The sequence below is a fragment of the Paenibacillus sp. XP01 genome, from assembly GCF_057364885.1.
Genome location: NZ_CP139481.1, coordinates 5216128 through 5231996, shown reverse-complemented (window position 1 = coordinate 5231996; position 15869 = coordinate 5216128). Strand labels below are relative to the sequence as shown.

Annotated in this window: 14 protein-coding genes; 8 read left to right on the top strand and 6 right to left on the bottom strand. The window is 49.3% G+C overall.

Features of this window, described 5'->3' with window-relative positions:
• The first annotated feature begins 83 nt into the window (after window positions 1–83).
• Window positions 84–1829, top strand: coding sequence for an ABC transporter ATP-binding protein (locus SNR34_RS23635; protein WP_339273997.1), 1746 nt, complete (start codon window positions 84–86; stop codon window positions 1827–1829).
• Between the two features lie 158 nt (window positions 1830–1987).
• Here the strand turns inward: SNR34_RS23635 and SNR34_RS23630 are convergent, their stop codons facing one another.
• The 3 genes from SNR34_RS23630 to SNR34_RS23620 all read right to left on the bottom strand — a co-directional run bounded on the left by SNR34_RS23630 (window position 1988) and on the right by SNR34_RS23620 (window position 4755).
• Window positions 1988–2806: a hypothetical protein gene (locus SNR34_RS23630; RefSeq protein WP_236415740.1), complete on the bottom strand. Its 819-nt coding sequence runs from the start codon at window positions 2804–2806 to the stop codon at window positions 1988–1990.
• 111 nt (window positions 2807–2917) lie between these two features.
• Entirely contained in the window at window positions 2918–3673 is a 756-nt protein-coding gene (locus SNR34_RS23625) for a LuxR C-terminal-related transcriptional regulator (protein ID WP_339273996.1), read from the bottom strand.
• Window positions 3674–3690: 17 nt separating this feature from the next.
• Window positions 3691–4755, bottom strand: coding sequence for a suppressor of fused domain protein (locus SNR34_RS23620; protein ID WP_486180310.1), 1065 nt, complete (start codon window positions 4753–4755; stop codon window positions 3691–3693).
• 724 nt (window positions 4756–5479) lie between these two features.
• Between SNR34_RS23620 and SNR34_RS23615 the strand changes: the two genes are divergently transcribed.
• The 4 genes from SNR34_RS23615 to SNR34_RS23600 all read left to right on the top strand — a co-directional run bounded on the left by SNR34_RS23615 (window position 5480) and on the right by SNR34_RS23600 (window position 10964).
• On the top strand, window positions 5480–6937 hold the full coding sequence (locus SNR34_RS23615) for a glycoside hydrolase family 1 protein (protein WP_236415744.1): 1458 nt from the start codon (window positions 5480–5482) through the stop codon (window positions 6935–6937).
• Window positions 6938–7412: 475 nt separating this feature from the next.
• Window positions 7413–8264, top strand: a complete 852-nt coding sequence (licT, locus tag SNR34_RS23610; protein ID WP_236415745.1) for a BglG family transcription antiterminator LicT — start codon at window positions 7413–7415, stop codon at window positions 8262–8264.
• Between the two features lie 131 nt (window positions 8265–8395).
• Entirely contained in the window at window positions 8396–10291 is a 1896-nt protein-coding gene (locus SNR34_RS23605; RefSeq protein ID WP_486180309.1) for a beta-glucoside-specific PTS transporter subunit IIABC, read from the top strand.
• Between the two features lie 220 nt (window positions 10292–10511).
• Window positions 10512–10964: a collagen-like protein gene (locus SNR34_RS23600; protein WP_236415747.1), complete on the top strand. Its 453-nt coding sequence runs from the start codon at window positions 10512–10514 to the stop codon at window positions 10962–10964.
• Between the two features lie 148 nt (window positions 10965–11112).
• Here the strand turns inward: SNR34_RS23600 and SNR34_RS23595 are convergent, their stop codons facing one another.
• A complete protein-coding gene (locus SNR34_RS23595) occupies window positions 11113–11490 on the bottom strand; it encodes a PilZ domain-containing protein (RefSeq protein WP_486180308.1) in 378 nt (125 codons plus the stop codon).
• A 281-nt stretch (window positions 11491–11771) separates the two neighbouring features.
• On the opposite strand from SNR34_RS23595, the gene SNR34_RS23590 reads away from it, so the two are divergent.
• Together SNR34_RS23590 and SNR34_RS23585 are read left to right on the top strand one after the other, a co-directional pair.
• Window positions 11772–12413, top strand: a complete 642-nt coding sequence (locus SNR34_RS23590; RefSeq protein WP_486180307.1) for an SMI1/KNR4 family protein — start codon at window positions 11772–11774, stop codon at window positions 12411–12413.
• A 93-nt stretch (window positions 12414–12506) separates the two neighbouring features.
• Window positions 12507–12914 (top strand): hypothetical protein, encoded by a 408-nt coding sequence (locus tag SNR34_RS23585; protein WP_339273992.1) that lies wholly within the window; start codon window positions 12507–12509, stop codon window positions 12912–12914.
• Between the two features lie 38 nt (window positions 12915–12952).
• Here SNR34_RS23585 and SNR34_RS23580 read toward each other — a convergent pair whose 3' ends face one another.
• Window positions 12953–13552, bottom strand: a complete 600-nt coding sequence (locus tag SNR34_RS23580) for a hypothetical protein (RefSeq protein WP_486180306.1) — start codon at window positions 13550–13552, stop codon at window positions 12953–12955.
• 308 nt (window positions 13553–13860) lie between these two features.
• Here SNR34_RS23580 and SNR34_RS23575 point away from each other — a divergent pair, with 308 nt between their 5' ends.
• On the top strand, window positions 13861–15336 hold the full coding sequence (locus SNR34_RS23575; RefSeq protein WP_486180305.1) for a methyl-accepting chemotaxis protein: 1476 nt from the start codon (window positions 13861–13863) through the stop codon (window positions 15334–15336).
• 150 nt (window positions 15337–15486) lie between these two features.
• Here SNR34_RS23575 and SNR34_RS23570 read toward each other — a convergent pair whose 3' ends face one another.
• Window positions 15487–15867 (bottom strand): hypothetical protein, encoded by a 381-nt coding sequence (locus SNR34_RS23570; protein WP_486180304.1) that lies wholly within the window; start codon window positions 15865–15867, stop codon window positions 15487–15489.
• Between the last annotated feature and the right edge of the window lie 2 nt (window positions 15868–15869).

Here is a 15869-nt window from a genome sequence, read left to right as displayed (position 1 = left end):
ATTTCAGGGTTCAAACATTGTCAAGACGTGGAAATCGGTACATATGAGTGCAATCCATAAATTGAAAGAGAGCAGGTGACGGCATGCAGCCTTTATTGAAAATCAATGATCTTTCCGTCTCTTTTCATTCAGGTGAAGACGAGTTCCATGCGGTCCGAGGGGTGTCGTTCGAGGTGCGCAAGGGCGAGACGCTGGGCATCGTCGGAGAATCAGGCAGCGGCAAGAGCGTCACGGCGCGTTCGATCATGAGGCTGCTTCCGTCTCCGCCTTCGCAGATGAAGAGCGGGGAGATTTTGTTCAAAGGCACGGACCTGGCCCACAAAACGCAGAAGGAAATGGAAAGCATCCGCGGGCGCGACATCGGCATGATCTTTCAGGACCCGATGAGCTCGCTTAATCCGACCGTGAAGATCGGAAAACAAATCGCGGAAAGTCTGATCAAACACCAGCGTTTATCCAAACGGGAAGCGAAGAAACAAGCGATCGAGATGCTGAAATTGGTGGGCATTCCGCATAGCGAGGTACGATATAACCAATATCCGCATGAATTTTCCGGAGGCATGCGCCAGCGGGTGATGATCGCCATCGCTTTGGCTTGCCGCCCTGAGCTGTTGATTGCGGATGAACCGACAACGGCGCTCGACGTGACCATTCAGGCACAGATTCTGAATTTGATGAAAAATATGCAGGAGCAGCTTGGCACGTCGATCATTCTCATTACGCACGACTTGGGGGTTGTGGCGGGGATGTGCGACCGCGTCGTCGTTATGAAAAACGGTGAAATCGTGGAGACGGGCACGACGGCTGAAATTTTTGCCCATCCGAAGCATCCTTACACGATCAAGCTCCTGAATGCGCTGCCGCGGCTGGACGAAAAGAAAAAACCGAAGCCCGCTTCGCTTGTAGCGGGCCATGGAGAGGACGCAGCGCCGCTTCTTGAAGTCCAATCGCTTCGCCAGCATTTCAATCTCGGCAAGGGCAATACGCTGAAGGCCGTCAACGACATCAGCTTCCACATCCGGCAAGGGGAAACGTTAGGCGTGGTCGGGGAATCAGGCAGCGGAAAATCAACGACGGGCCGTGCCATTTTGCGGCTGCACGAACCTACAGGCGGCGAGGTATTGTTCAAGGGCGTGCCGATGAGCCGTCTTTCCAAGCAGGAAATGAAAAAGATGAGACGACATATGCAGATCATATTCCAGGATCCGTATGCATCGCTCAATCCCAAATTCAAAATTATGGACATTATCGGCGAGGCGCTGGATATTCATCAACTCGTCAGCAGTACGTCCGAACGGGAGAAACGGGTGGAAGAATTGCTGGAACTGGTGGGATTAGATCCGTCCCATGCGCATCGTTATCCGCATGAATTTTCGGGCGGGCAGCGCCAGCGCATCGGCATCGCCCGGGCATTGGCCGTGGAGCCGGAGTTTATCGTGTGCGATGAACCCCTGTCCGCCCTCGACGTATCCATTCAGTCCCAAATCGTGCAACTGCTCCAGGAACTGCAGCAGCGCCTTGGTCTGACATATCTGTTCATTGCGCATGACCTGTCGATGGTCAAACATATCAGCGACCGCGTGGCCGTCATGTATCAAGGCAAAATCGTGGAGCTGGCGGAAAGCGAGGAATTATACTCCAACCCGCAGCATGCCTATACCAAAGCGCTGCTTTCGGCAATTCCGGTACCCGATCCGGCCGTGGAGTCGAAGAAAAAACGCATTGCCGCAGAGGACAACGCCGGGGAAAACGGCGGAGATCGTTACAACCTGGAGCAATCCCGCTGGGTCGAAGTCACGGAAGGACACTGGGTAGCGATGTCGGGGTAAGAGGGCCGAGGGTAGTGGGGTGAAGCTTGAACGTTATTGCAGCATAGCATTATGCATTCGCATTCGGAGTGATCCTAAACAAAAAGCCCCGGTCCCGATCGTTGCCGATCATGGACACGGGGCTGCTTCAAGCTTGCATGTGCGTTTGCTTCAAACGATTATTTGAATTGCACGGATTGTTTGATTTCATCAATGGTGGCTTTGCTCTTGTCATCCAAATACGTAAAGATGAAGTTGAACGCATAGCCTTCAAGAATGGTGCTGTAGTATTCCTGCGTAAGGGTGGTGCCATTGCCGGCATCCATCGTGATTTTCATCAGATCCATCTCTTTGCCGCCGATGGTTTCGGTAGTGATATCGTTGTATTCATACGGGAACTGGCTGTCCTGCATGAATTTTTTGGTGGCTTCGAGATAATCCTTGCCGTTGCGAATACCTTGCAGCAGGCTTACTTTCTCGGCAATGGCCATCGCGGACGGTCCAACTTCTTGACCACCGAGCGGCAATTCCGATGCCATCAACAGGTTCAACGTTTTTTGCATCGACAGCTCCATCTGTTTCTTCTTCGTTGCATCGTCGCCGGCGATCGCTTCGGAAGAAGCATTCGTCAGCTCGTTCATTCCGGCAGCGTCCTGGAACTCCCACGTTTCGGGAAATTTCAGGGATACGCCAAAGTAATCATTCGTATAAGATCCTTTTTCGGTCGTGCCCAGCTCGACGTTTTTGGTTTTGTCTTCGTCCGTGGAAGCTTCTGCGGATGTTTCTTTGCTTTCGCCTGCTTCGTTATCGGCTGTTTCGTTATCCGCTGCTTCTTTCTTTGCATCATCGGTGGCAGCATTGTCCGTCTTTGCGGCGTTTTCCGTTTGGACCTTTTCTTCTGCGCTGTTACTTTCCTTCGCCTTGTCGCCGCAAGCGGCAGCTACGAGCATAACCATGATCAGCATGGCAATCAAAGACATCTTTTTGGTTGTAAACATAATACCCTCCTGTAAAATAAATATGCCTGTTTTTTCCCTGTTAGGCGATTCCATGCAAAAAGTATAGCAACAAACGTTCCCGTATCACACCTATAGAAATCTATAGGTGGCTTACAGGCATGAAAGGCGGCTCGCCAGCGAAACGGCCTCCGTGCTCGATTGAACGCCCAATTTGTTGAAAATGACTTTTTTATGGTGGTTGACGGTGCATTCCTTGATTTTGAGCTTGAGGGCAATCGCCTTGACCGTCAGTCCCCGGGCGATCAACTTCAAAATGGTGCGCTGCCTTTCCGTGAATTCTATGCCCGTTTCGCCGACTCCCTCTTGCGCTGCCAGGTTTTCGTAACAGTTCTGCATTTGAGCCGGAATCAGCTTGGCGATGGCAATCAGTTCACCTTGCATGTGCGCATCGATGGTCGATACGTCCAAATATCCGGCATGCCCCGAGCCTATGGACAATGGTGTGGCGTAACAATGCCATTGTTGAAACAGAGGACTCTCATGCCTCTCTGGAGGCAAAAAGGTCGCTTGATTGAAGTCCATCGTTTCCGAAATGGCGTTAGTGCCGCAGCTTTCGGCGGTAAATACCATGCCCTTGCGAATCGGTGATCGTAAAACCTCCTGTTCAAGGTCGCTGCTGTATTCCAGATCCAGCAATACACCCTCCGAATCGGTTAAGAGAAAGAGATGGGATGCGGTCAAGTTTGCTTTGATTGCCGAGAGGCTGTCCCGGAAGGCTTGAATCAGAACATGATTGATTTGAATTACAACGTTGAGATGGTCGTGAGTTACATATTGTATGGCTGGCTTCGAAGAACTACCGGGGCATGCCCATCGTTTCCTCAAAGTTGCTGTGTTGGATGACATGTTTTCCTCCTTGCTGATTAACCGATCGTTTCGACGACGCGACCTTCCTGATCTTTGATTTCCGTCGGTTCGATGCGGAAAAGAATGCCCGGCAGCGAGGCGAGCTCGAATGTCCGTGCTTTGGGGCGCAATTGTTCGCATAGTTCCGCAACGGCCTGCTCATGAACCGTTATCGTTATCCGGCCCTCATCCTCATGGATCGAGGCATCCTCCCCGGCTTCGAAGGTTACATTGAGGTCGGGACCGATAAGGGACAGAGGCGCTTTTTTTGAAATGCGGCTGTGCAATATTTTGCCGATCAAACCGGCCTGTTTGGCTCCGAGCTGCAGTTCTGCAGGAATATTCTTTTGCAGCATACGCTTCCGTCCGGCAGTCCAACCAAGCTGTTGAATGTACAAAAATGCCGTGCTTGATCCTTCCTCCCTAATGCCTTGCTGCACGGCTTTCGCCACCGAAGGGAGCTGTTCGTACGAGTTTCTTGCCAAATCCGTGATGTACTTCGGCATATACGCTTTACAGGCGGCAAGAAATCCACGCGTATTCCACGTTTGCATCGTTTCGAGTTCCGGTCCGGTGATGCCGATCATTTGCAGAAACTGCACTCGCCCGTTGGGACTGGAGCATTCCTTGAGATCCTCGTCCTCCACGAAAGCCAGCGCTGTCAGCAGCGTATCGGATCCGAGACAGATCGGGCCGTTGGCATCCAGGTAATCCCCGGCATGAAAGACATTCCCGCTATTGAAGACGTAGCGTCCCATATTTTGCAGAAGATTGAGCGCCCAGGCAGGAGGTTCGGTGTCATTTTCATTTCTCAGCAGACGAAAGGTGAGTTCGAATCCATAGCCGCTCCATTCCTTGTTTTCCGATTCCTTCTCATAAAGCTCGGAAAAACCATAGGTCACGAAATGCCAATGAGGGACAGGCGCCTCGGCCTGATAGACGCTAATGCCATCCAGCGGATCAGGTCCGCCAAGCATGTAAGGGATGGCCGTGCCATAATGTTTGGGCTCCTGAGCTCCGTATACTTCGGTGCAGGCTGCTTCGATGGCGTCCCAACCGGATGTATTTATTTCTTCAGTCACTGCTGCTTCCTCCTTGACTCTCTATATCTCTATGAAAACACGTTAAAGAATAGTCTACTATTTGAGAGTTTTGTTTCAAGGAGCTTAAGAATGAAATCCGCAAATCGAACAGATGGGGTGGATGGCCCCAGAAAACAGGAAGGACACTTACATGAGTATGAAAGATATTTACCTTGCAGAGTGTAATTCAAAACCATTCAAAACATCAGGATGCATTCGCAGCGTTGTTTGAAGAACAGAGCCTGGGCCTTGGGAGAGAACGGCTGGAACAGGCGGCACGGCGGGGAATTCTGGACGACATAAACCAGTGCTGTTATGGGGCATGGGAGAGTGCACGCTGGATTGGGCCACGCAATGCATCCCGGCTTTTAGGGAGACGAAAGTCCTGAAAACGAACTAAACTAATTGGCGGGATATCGATACACCGAGAGCTGCCATGCTGCGATGCTCCGGTGACTCAGGTCCCAAAAAAAGTCCTGAACAAGTTCATGCTGAAGGACAAGTTGATTTCGAAAAGCAATTATGTTACGCTTACATCACAGCTAAAAACAACATATGATCCATAACATCGTGTGATGGGTTGTTACTGCGAAGACAGGCAAAACCTAAACTGATGGTGAAATGAACGCTCCTTTTATTAGGCGCTATTTTACCTTGAGTTTAGGTTTTTCTTGTTTTCCGGCAAAACCATCATGCATATCTATCTGAAAAGAGGTTGTTGCTCATGATTACAGCAAGAAAAGGATTTCCTGAAAATTTCCTCTGGGGAGGCGCAACGGCGGCGAACCAATTGGAGGGCGCTTTTGATAAAGACGGCAAAGGATTGTCCACGGCAGACATGATCGCCCACGTGCCGAAAGAGAAACGCACAGGCGGGCACGCCATGGAAATTTCCTCTTCCCGGATCGAAGAGATCCTGGCGGGCAAAATCGAAGAACGTTTCCCGAAACGCTTCGGCATCGATTTCTACCATCGTTTCAAAGAAGATATCGCTTTGTTTGCGGAAATGGGCTTCAAAGTGTTCCGTATGTCGATCCATTGGGCGCGCATTTTCCCGAACGGTTATGATGCGGAACCGAACGAAGCGGGTCTGAAATTTTACGATGAAGTGTTCGATGAGTTGTTGAAGCATGGCATCGAGCCGCTCGTTACGCTGTCTCACTATGAAACTCCGCTCGGTTTGACCCTGAAATACAACGGTTGGGCTGGCCGTGAAGTCATCGGACATTACGTAAGATACGCTGAAACGGTGTTCAAACGCTACAAAGACAAAGTCAAATATTGGCTGACGTTCAACGAAATCAACGTGATGCTCTTCAGCCCGTATACTGGCGGGGGCATCTTGATCGATAAAGTGGATAATAAGCTGCAAACGACGTATCAAGCGCTGCACCACCAATTTGTAGCAAGTGCAACCGTAACGAAATTGGCGCATGAGATCATTCCTGACGTAAAAGTGGGCTGCATGCTGGCTCGCATGGAAACTTATGCAAACACATGTAATCCGGTTGACGTGCGTTTGGCGCAATTCGAGAACCAAATCAACCTGTTCTTCACGGATATGCATGCTCGCGGAAAATATCCGAACTACATGGCGCGTTATTTCGAAGAAAACAACATTGTGATCGACATCCAGCCAGGCGACGAAGAAATCATGGAGAACAACACCGTGGATTTCATCTCCTTCAGCTATTATATGTCCGTGACCAAATCGGCGTCGGCGACCGAAGCGGAAACATCCGGCAACTTGACCGGAGGCGTGAAAAATCCTTATTTGGAAGCGTCCGACTGGGGATGGGAAATCGACCCGATCGGTCTGCGCATAACGCTCAACAACTTCTGGGATCGTTATCAGAAGCCGCTATTTATCGTTGAAAACGGACTCGGGGCATACGATAAAGTGGAAGAGGACGGTTCCATCCATGACTCTTACCGCATCGACTACCTCAAAAAACACATCGAACAAATGAAGGAAGCCGTTAAAGACGGCGTTGAACTCATGGGTTTTACGGCATGGGGACCCATCGACCTCGTGAGCATGTCCACGTCCGAAATGTCTAAACGTTACGGTTTCATTTACGTTGATCTGGACGATGAAGGAAATGGTACGCTGGCCCGTTCGAAAAAGGATTCTTTTGACTGGTACAAAAACGTCATTGCAAGCAATGGCGAGCAGCTGTAATTGCAAAAATAACTTTCTCTATACTATAGATGGATTGTAACCGCATAGTGGCGGGCAAAACCCAATGCGAAAACAGGTCGCTTATGGAGCCATGCTCCGAAAGCCTGCTTTTGGCTGGCGTTTTGCCCGTTTTTTGCGTTTCGACAAGGAGCTGCTTCGACCTGGGGGGAGCGTATCGACAGCCGGTATGAAAAGAGGTCCATAGTACCAATGGCGCAAGCCTGAAAAAGCAATAATCTGACTCATTCGGTTTTCTGGGGTGGGTTGAAGAGCATCTCCACGCATACGTTTCCGCATCATTAACCGCTTTCACAAAAACCTTGTCAGATTCATTAATGTATGGTAGTATGGGCCTAAGGCTAATGAATACTGGATTGTTACTGTTCAATCAGGCAAAACCAGAAGCAGGGACATCTTATTGCCCTGCCGGGGTTTTGCCTTTTACTACTTTGACGGTGCAAGGTGATGTGAAGAAATGAAAATCGAGAAGGTGCTGAACAACAACGTAGTTACCGTGGTTGATCCCGCAGGCAACGAGCTTGTTGTCATGGGACGTGGAATTGCGTTCAAAAAGCATACAGGTGAATCGATTGACGAAAGTCTGGTCGAAAAAATATTCTCGTTGGAAAGCAAGGAAGTATCCCAGAAACTGAAAACGCTTCTGTCCGATATTCCTGTCGAATATGTCGAGTGCTCGGACGAGATTATCCGCTATGCGGAAACGGTGCTTGGCGAGAAATTGCATGAGAGCATTTACATTTCGCTGACCGACCATATTCATTTCGCCATTGATCGCCATCGTCAGGGTATGCAGCTTCGCAACGCATTGTTTTGGGAGATCAAGCGCATGTACCGCAAGGAATATGCGATCGGGCTTAAGGCACTTCAGATTATTGAGGAAACGTTGGGCGTGTTGCTGCCTGAAGACGAGTGTGCATTTATCGCCATGCATCTGGTAAATGCCCAAATGAACGGCGAGATGCGCGAAACGATCAGCATTACGAATATCGTGAAAGATATTCTTAACATTGTCAGACGGAGCTTTGTCGTGGAACTGGATGAGGACTCTCTGAGCTATTATCGCTTCTTGACCCATCTGAAGTTCTTCGCCCAGCGCGTGCTGCAAGGCACGTCGATCGAAGACAAGGTGGAAGACAATCCGCTTCATGATCTGGTCAGCAAGCAATACCCCGAGGCGCATGCCTGTGCGGTGAAGATCAGCGATTATACGCGCAAAATCTATGGCCGGGTCCTTTCCAAGGAAGAAGTGCTGTACTTGACGATTCATATTGAACGGGTCGTCCGCAATGAACAAACAATCGAATAACATTGGGATTGTTACTAACCAAAAAAGGCAAAACCTAAACGTTGTATAATGATAAGCCGGGCGGCTCTCTCATTATCCAGTGTTTAGGTTTTTTTTACACCTTTCATTACACATCAAAGGAGCAATACGCAATGGATAAACAACAATTGTCCAAAGAGATCCTGAAGCTGGTTGGCGGCGAAGAAAATATTGACCAAGTCACGCACTGTATGACCAGATTGAGATTCAACTTGAACGACAACAAAAAAGCGGACAAAGCGACGCTGAAAAATACACCGGGCGTTATGGGCGTCATGGAAAACGGCGGACAGTTCCAGGTCATCATCGGGAACGACGTACCCGTCGTATACAACGCGCTTGTGAGTAATATGAGCAAGGCTCCGACAGGAGAAGGAGCTTCGACCGGAACAAAAAAGAAAAGAAATCCCGTAAGTGCTTTGTTTGATTTCATCGCGGGGATGTTCACGCCGATCCTGCCGGCCATCACGGGCGCGGGTATGATCAAAGGGATCGTGGCGATCCTGGTAGCCCTTGGCTGGATGAGCGATTCCAGCTCCACGTATATCATCTTGTCTGCGATCGGTGATGGCGCATTCTACTTCCTGCCCATCATTCTGGCAGTCAGCGCAGCCAAAAAATTGGGCAGCAACATGTTTATCGGCGCGGCTCTGGGCGCGGGCATCATGCACCCGACGATTACGGCATTGCTTGCTAACGGAGATTCGTCTTTCGCAGGTATTAAAGTCGTCGCCGCAACGTACTCATCCACGGTGATTCCGATCGTTATTGCGATCTGGATTGCATCCTACGTGGAAAAAGCGGTTGACCGCATCACGCATGCTTCGCTGAAATTGATCGTTGTACCTACGGTAACGCTGTTGATCATGGTTCCACTCACGCTGATTGCCATTGGGCCGCTGGGTTCCATTATTGGTAACGGGTTGTCCGGCGGTATTTCATGGCTGTTCGATAACATGTCTATCGTTGCCAGCATTCTGATTGGCGGAACGATGTCGCTGCTCATTATTACAGGGATGCACTATGCCCTTACGCCGATCGTTATCGGCTCCATTACAAGCCTGGGTTATGACTTTATCATACCGCTGATGTTTGTAGCCAACTGGGCTCAAGCCGGCGGTGCGCTCGGTGTCGGATTCCGCGCCAAAAACCTGCAATCCAAATCGTTGGCCTTCTCTACAGGGTTGACGGCGATTATGGGGATCACCGAACCTGCCATGTATGGCGTAAACATGAAATATAAAAAGCCGTTTATTGCTGCTCTGCTTGGAGGAGCGATCGGCGGTGCATTTATGGGGATTTTCCATGTCAAAGCTTACGTCATTACAGGTCTGGTCGGTTTGCCGGGCGTTGCTGCCTTCATTAGTCCGGCGATCAGCACATTGATCTTGGCCATTGTCGGCGGTCTGATTGCGATGGCGGCCGCAGCGCTGATTACGTACATTTTGGGAATCAAAGAAGAAGACGCTCCGGCGGCTGCACCTGCTGCACCGGTTGCGAACAACAGCACTTCTTCCGCACCTGCAGCTGTCGTCGAAGCTCCAAGCACGGTTCAAGCTGCACAAATCTTCAGCCCGATGGATGGGGAAGTCAAATCGCTTAGCGAGGTGCCTGACCCTGCATTCTCCGAAGAAATCATGGGTAAAGGTTTTGCGATCCAGCCTGCTGGCAGTCGTGCTGTATCGCCGGTCAATGGTACCGTATTCTCCCTTTCAAAGAGCGGACATGCCATCGGTCTTGTCAGTGACGAAGGGGCAGAGATGCTAATCCATATCGGAATCGATACAGTGAAATTGAAAGGGCAATTTTTCACGCCAAAAGTACAAGCTGGCGCGAAGGTGACCGTTGGCGACGTGTTGATGGAGTTTGACCGCGAAGAGATCGAAAAAGCGGGATATAACACGATTACACCGGTGATCATCACCAACATGCACCAATACTCCACCATTGAATCGGCTGGACGCACAACGATCAAAGAAAAAGAGTTGATCTACACGGCCAAAGCATAAACGACCTAAGGCAACAGCGGTACTTCCGGATTTACCGGGAAGTGCCGCTGTTGCTGTTTTCGACGAGAATGACGGAAGCATCCAACGGAAGGGGCGGATTCCAGCAGGTCAAACATTTGGATTTCACTTTTTTTTCGGCATATAAATGGGCATTTGCCCGGTTCCTCTACACGGGTGCCTACATACTATGCATTAGCCTAATGAACTGGAGTGATTTTGCATGGCAATGTTTCCCCCTTTTGGACCCGGAGGACCGGGCGGACCTGGTGTAGGACCTGGAGGAATTTTTGGACCCGGAGGTCCTGGTGGAGGCCCCGGCGGATTTGGACCTGGTGGTCCTGGAGGATTTGGACCAGGCGGTCCCGGCGGTCCTTCAACGCCACCGTTTTTCCCTGGCGGTGGTGGTGGCGGACCGCAAGGCGTGCAGGCTCCTACCTCGCCGCCGCCTTCGTTTACTCCCCAGCAGCCTGTTTCGGCGTTCGCGGTAGATCCGGGAGCTATATCCGGGTGCTTGTTCCGTTATACGTACATTTGGCCGACTCGCGGTCCCGGTTTCTGGATGTACCCCATATTCGTCGGCAGAAACTCGGTAGCCGGCTTCCGCTGGACCGGTTTCTTCTGGATGTACACTGGCATAGATCTGCAGCAGATCGGCTCGTTTACCTGTTTCTAACCCGGAATGCCAAAACACCCTGCATACGACTTCAACGTATGCAGGGTGTTCATGCTCGCTGGTTTTCGCATTTGCTCCGAATCCAACAAATGCAATCAGCTGACTTGATTTTCGTTAAGATCAAGGGTGGCGACATGCCGCGTGTTACTCACTTGACGATGATTCGGCCTTGGCCGGCAAGCATGCGCATCTCTTTATAGAAACGTTCGCTGTTGCCTTCGGTCATATCGAGCTGCACGCCGTAATGCCACTTGCCGTCAATTTGCTGGCCCCAACGGATCATGCCTTCCAAATGGATGGGATCCTCGGACAAAGTCATATCCATTCCGATTCGGATATTGTTGCTCTCGACGTGCAGAGCGAGCGGGAACGACAATTGGCATCCGGAACGGCTAATATCGCATAATTCGGCTTGAATCGGTTTATGCGGCGCAGATACACCGTTTATGCTGAGAATATAGATGTCAAAGTCGAGTGGTTCTTTTAAAGTATAACGAAACGGTTCTCTTCTAAGGTTGATCGACATGGCTTCCTCCACCAGATTCAAAAAAAGTAAGTATAGGATATATCGTCAATTTTATCAAGGAAATGAAGAGATGCGGCATGATCCGTGAAAATAGAATGCGGGTAATCCGGGGCAAGCGGGGAATAGCTCCATAGTTCCTTTAACCGAAGCGGGTGGCTTGATATAATAAACGATATGATAATTAATGGAAGGAATGCATCCGGATTTAACAGGATGTTGGAAGAGTCAGGCATACATAGGGCTCCTTTTGGGAGATGTTGAATCTGGGGAGGCAGGATTGGATGAATGAACAATTGACGCGCATCCGCGAGAAATGGAGTCTTTTAAGAGTGCTTGATGCTGAGCTTGAATTGTTCGGGGCGGATCATCACGAATATGAAATGCTGCCTGTCATGACTCAGGAGCAGATCACAGCATTTGAACGGAAGTGGGACATCCGGCTGCCTGACGGGTACAGGGAGTTTCTTTCGACGATTGGCGCTGGCGGAGCAGGGCCGTTCTATGGCCTGGAGAAGCCGGAGGATGGCGTGTATGCGGTATTGGATTACCCGGACGAGCTGAATGCGATCTCAGATCCTTTTCTGTTCACGGAAGCATGGAACTGGGATTATGACTGGTATGATGATAGCAAGGACGAAGACGAATGGGCCGCGCTGGAGCACGAATATTATGATCCGAAGTGGTCTGCGGGCATGCTGCGAATCAGCAATTTCGGCTGCGGGGTGTCGATCAATCTGATCGTCAAGGGTGATTCTTACGGCGAGATCTGGACGGATGACCGCGGCAACAGCAATGGCATTTATCCTGACCATTATTTCGGCAATGCGGAGCGGCTTGGATTTTTGGACTGGTATGAGCTATGGCTGGACCGCTCGCTAAAAGAAATGACAGAAGACGAAAATGTGGCTGTTGAAGAGCCGTAATGAGCTGTGATAGGGTCAGTTAAAACGATCCATTGATTGTGGATGCGACACTAGGCATACGGTTAAAACTCGGAGATAGGGGGGGACTTGCCCATGACACGGCAACCAAAGAAGCAAATACCTGTACTTCTATACCGTTACGAGGGACCCGGCAGGAATATCGGATATACCCTCTCCCCATTGTATATGGATGAACAGGCTCAGTCCCAGGTGGTAGAAGAAGAAATGTTGTTTATCTACGCGGAAGATTTTGTGCCGATTCTGGAGGTATTGGAACGATATTTTCCGCTGGAGGACATGCATCGCGGAGAGATGATGGAAAGCTTCGACCATTGTTTCGATAATCCGATAAGCAAAGCAGTATGGCTCAGCGTGCTGGACGAACTGAACCTGCAAACGTTCGAGGAACCGGATTTGCGATCGTTCATGGACCGATTCGTGGCATGGGCCTCGAAAACGCTTGAGACGGCGGACGGGATCGATGTGGAAGGCAATTTGTAGAATCGCGCATCGTCCCAAGCCATGCTCCGCACTAACATTCAACTTCCATCCATAGTTGCAATTTTCCAATCTCCGCTACCTGCGTCTTCTAATAAAGAGTAAGTCATGATTCCCTGTTCCATTTCTTCATTTTTTATGTTTCTATCGAAAGTCACCACAACTTGGATACGCTTGGCATCTTCATCGAAAGAGATCTCATGTAGTTCTTTAAATTCGTATTTGACACCTTCTTCATACTTATAATTGAACCAATCCATATTAAATGTAATGGAACCCGCATCAATCATGTTTTCTTTAAACTTTTTTTCGTCGTGATTCACGATTGCTTCCATGTTGTTGTTAATCATATTAGATAGGTCAGCTGTGAAGAAATCCTCGACATGCTCGGATAAGTTAAACGAGATCCCTTCTTTGAAATTAGAGAGCTCAGGCTTTTGTTGATTAAACTCTTTCGAATAGAGAAGAATTTTGCTACCAACTTTGTCGGCTGTTGAAGCAGCAGTAGGGTTCTCTGTTTGCATGTTATTAGAAGTAGTCACTTTGTGACCCTGAAGGCTTTCACTCTGTTGACCACATCCTGTTGAAACAGCGATAGAAAAAACAGCAATCAAACAAATAATGCTTCTTTGAAATCTCATGAAAATCAGCTCCAGAAATAAGTTGAATAAACATTGAACTTTAGAAAGGAACAGGCCAATTCTCAGATAGCTTGTTCCTTTTCGCTATGGGTAGAAGTGATTTTTGGCAGAATATTGATTTTTGCGAATCACATTCCGATATTAGGTATGTAGCGCTGCTTTCATCTTTGTGAAGTAACGATAGACGATTAAGAAATACGGACTGATTCGGGAGAAGCAGGGAACGTGCGAATCGGCCTAGGTCAACCGATGTAAGGGAAAGCGTCCTACAATCGCAGTTTCAATTTTACCAGAAGGACGGGGTTTGAATGAATCGTTTTGATGAAATCATCTTGAAAAGAAACAAAATAATCGCCATCATCCTATGGATCGTCCTGGTTCTGGGAGCCTCGCTCGCCTTTATGGAACCGAAACTTATCGTTTCCAGCGTTGTCGTGATTCTGTTCACGGCATGGATCACCTATGCGAACGCCAAGAAAAAACATATCCATCTGATTCCCTGGCTGGTTACCGTTCTTATATCGTTAAGCGGCGTATTTGCCGGATGGGGAAGCAATGATCCCTTGGTCAGCATTCTGATCTCGTCCATTCTGTTGATCTATCCGGATAACAAAAAATTTGCGGTCGGTTTTGTGGTTGCCCTTGCAGGCAACATTCTTCAATTGTTGATCGTTCCGACGGCTACGGCAGATCAATGGACCGGTAATGCCATTAACGCGGGCCTGCTTGCCGTAACGGGAGCTATTCTGTTTATGGTGTCTCACTTGAATCAAAGATTATTTCTGAAAAGCGAGCAACGCTGGGCTGAAATGCAGCAATCCCGGGAGCGGGTGGAGGAAATGCTGGAGCATGTCAAAAGCGCCGTATCGGGTCTGTCGACCTTTACGGAGCAGTTGAAACGCAAGGTCGAAGAAACAGGCTCCATCACCAATGAGGTGACCATCGGTTTCACCGAAGTGGCGAGAGGCGTCGAATTCCAGGCCAGCAGCGTGGCGGAAATTTCCGAATCGCTTGCCGTCTCCGATCAGCACATTCGCGAGGTTGCGTCCAACTCGAACAAAATGAAAGAGCTGTCTTCCAGCATGGCTGAAAGCACCGAGAACGGAACGGCCAACATGGACCAGCTCAACCTGAAAATGCTTGAATTATACGATGCGATCAACACGACGGCCGATGACATGAAGAAGTTCAATGATGAGAGCGAATCCATCGGCTTGATGCTGGACAGCATTTTGGACATTGCAAGCCAGACGAATCTGCTTGCGCTCAATGCGGCCATCGAAGCGGCACGCGCGGGCGAGCATGGCAGGGGGTTCGCCGTTGTATCCGAAGAGGTGCGCAAGCTGGCAGAGCATTCCGGGCAATCTGCGTCTGATATTGCAGGCATTCTGTCCAGGCTCAGGGAACAGACGCAGGCACTTACGGATCGATTCGAAAATCTCCGCCTTACCTTGAAAGAGGGGAAAGAGAATGCAAGGCTGACGGAAGAGGCATTCCGCACCATCAGCCAAAATTCCCGATTGGTGCTGAGCCAAGCCGCGGATATCGAGGGCAGCTCCGAAACGATGAAGGCATCCTCCACCAGAGTGGTCAATGAGGTGTCGGAAATTTCCAGCGTCACCGAGCAGTCCAGCGCGGCGGCAGCACAAATTTTGGCCAGCATGGAAGAGCAGCGTATGTTGACTCAGCGGATGGTCGCCAGCTTCGGCGAGCTGGAGCAGTTGATACACGGACTGAACAATTTGGTAACCGATCAGGAAGAATCGCAGGATAGCGCTCAATAAGAACTGGCTGGGCGGAGTAAAGAATAACGGGCACGAAGCGTACAAACTTCAGAACCTTTTAAATCTATACAAGGACAAAACCGGCCGGGGCCGGTTCTCAGGCTGTCGAGAAAGTCTCGACAGCCTGAAGCCTTGATAAAGGCTTGTTTTCTATTTTGCTGTTATTTCAAATGCTTCAAACATATGATTATTGACTTGTCTACTCCACGCTTCGACTTCAACACCTTTTTGTATTACATCAAAATCGGTTTCTGTTCGTTTGACGTCACTTGTCTGATCAAAGAACATCGTATTTTTGGTTATGTTTAGCACATCTCCCGTGTCGAGTTTAATAGAATGAAGTACTTTATCGCCATCAATTGTGGAATTTTTCTCAACGATTTCAACAACTGTACCTGTGTAATATTCCTGTTGCTTAGATGGGGATGACCATCTAAGCAACATATCAGAACTTAGAACATACCAAATACCAAGTGCTAGCAACAGAACAAGACTACAAGGCAGTACAAACCACTTCTTTTTTGTAATCAACT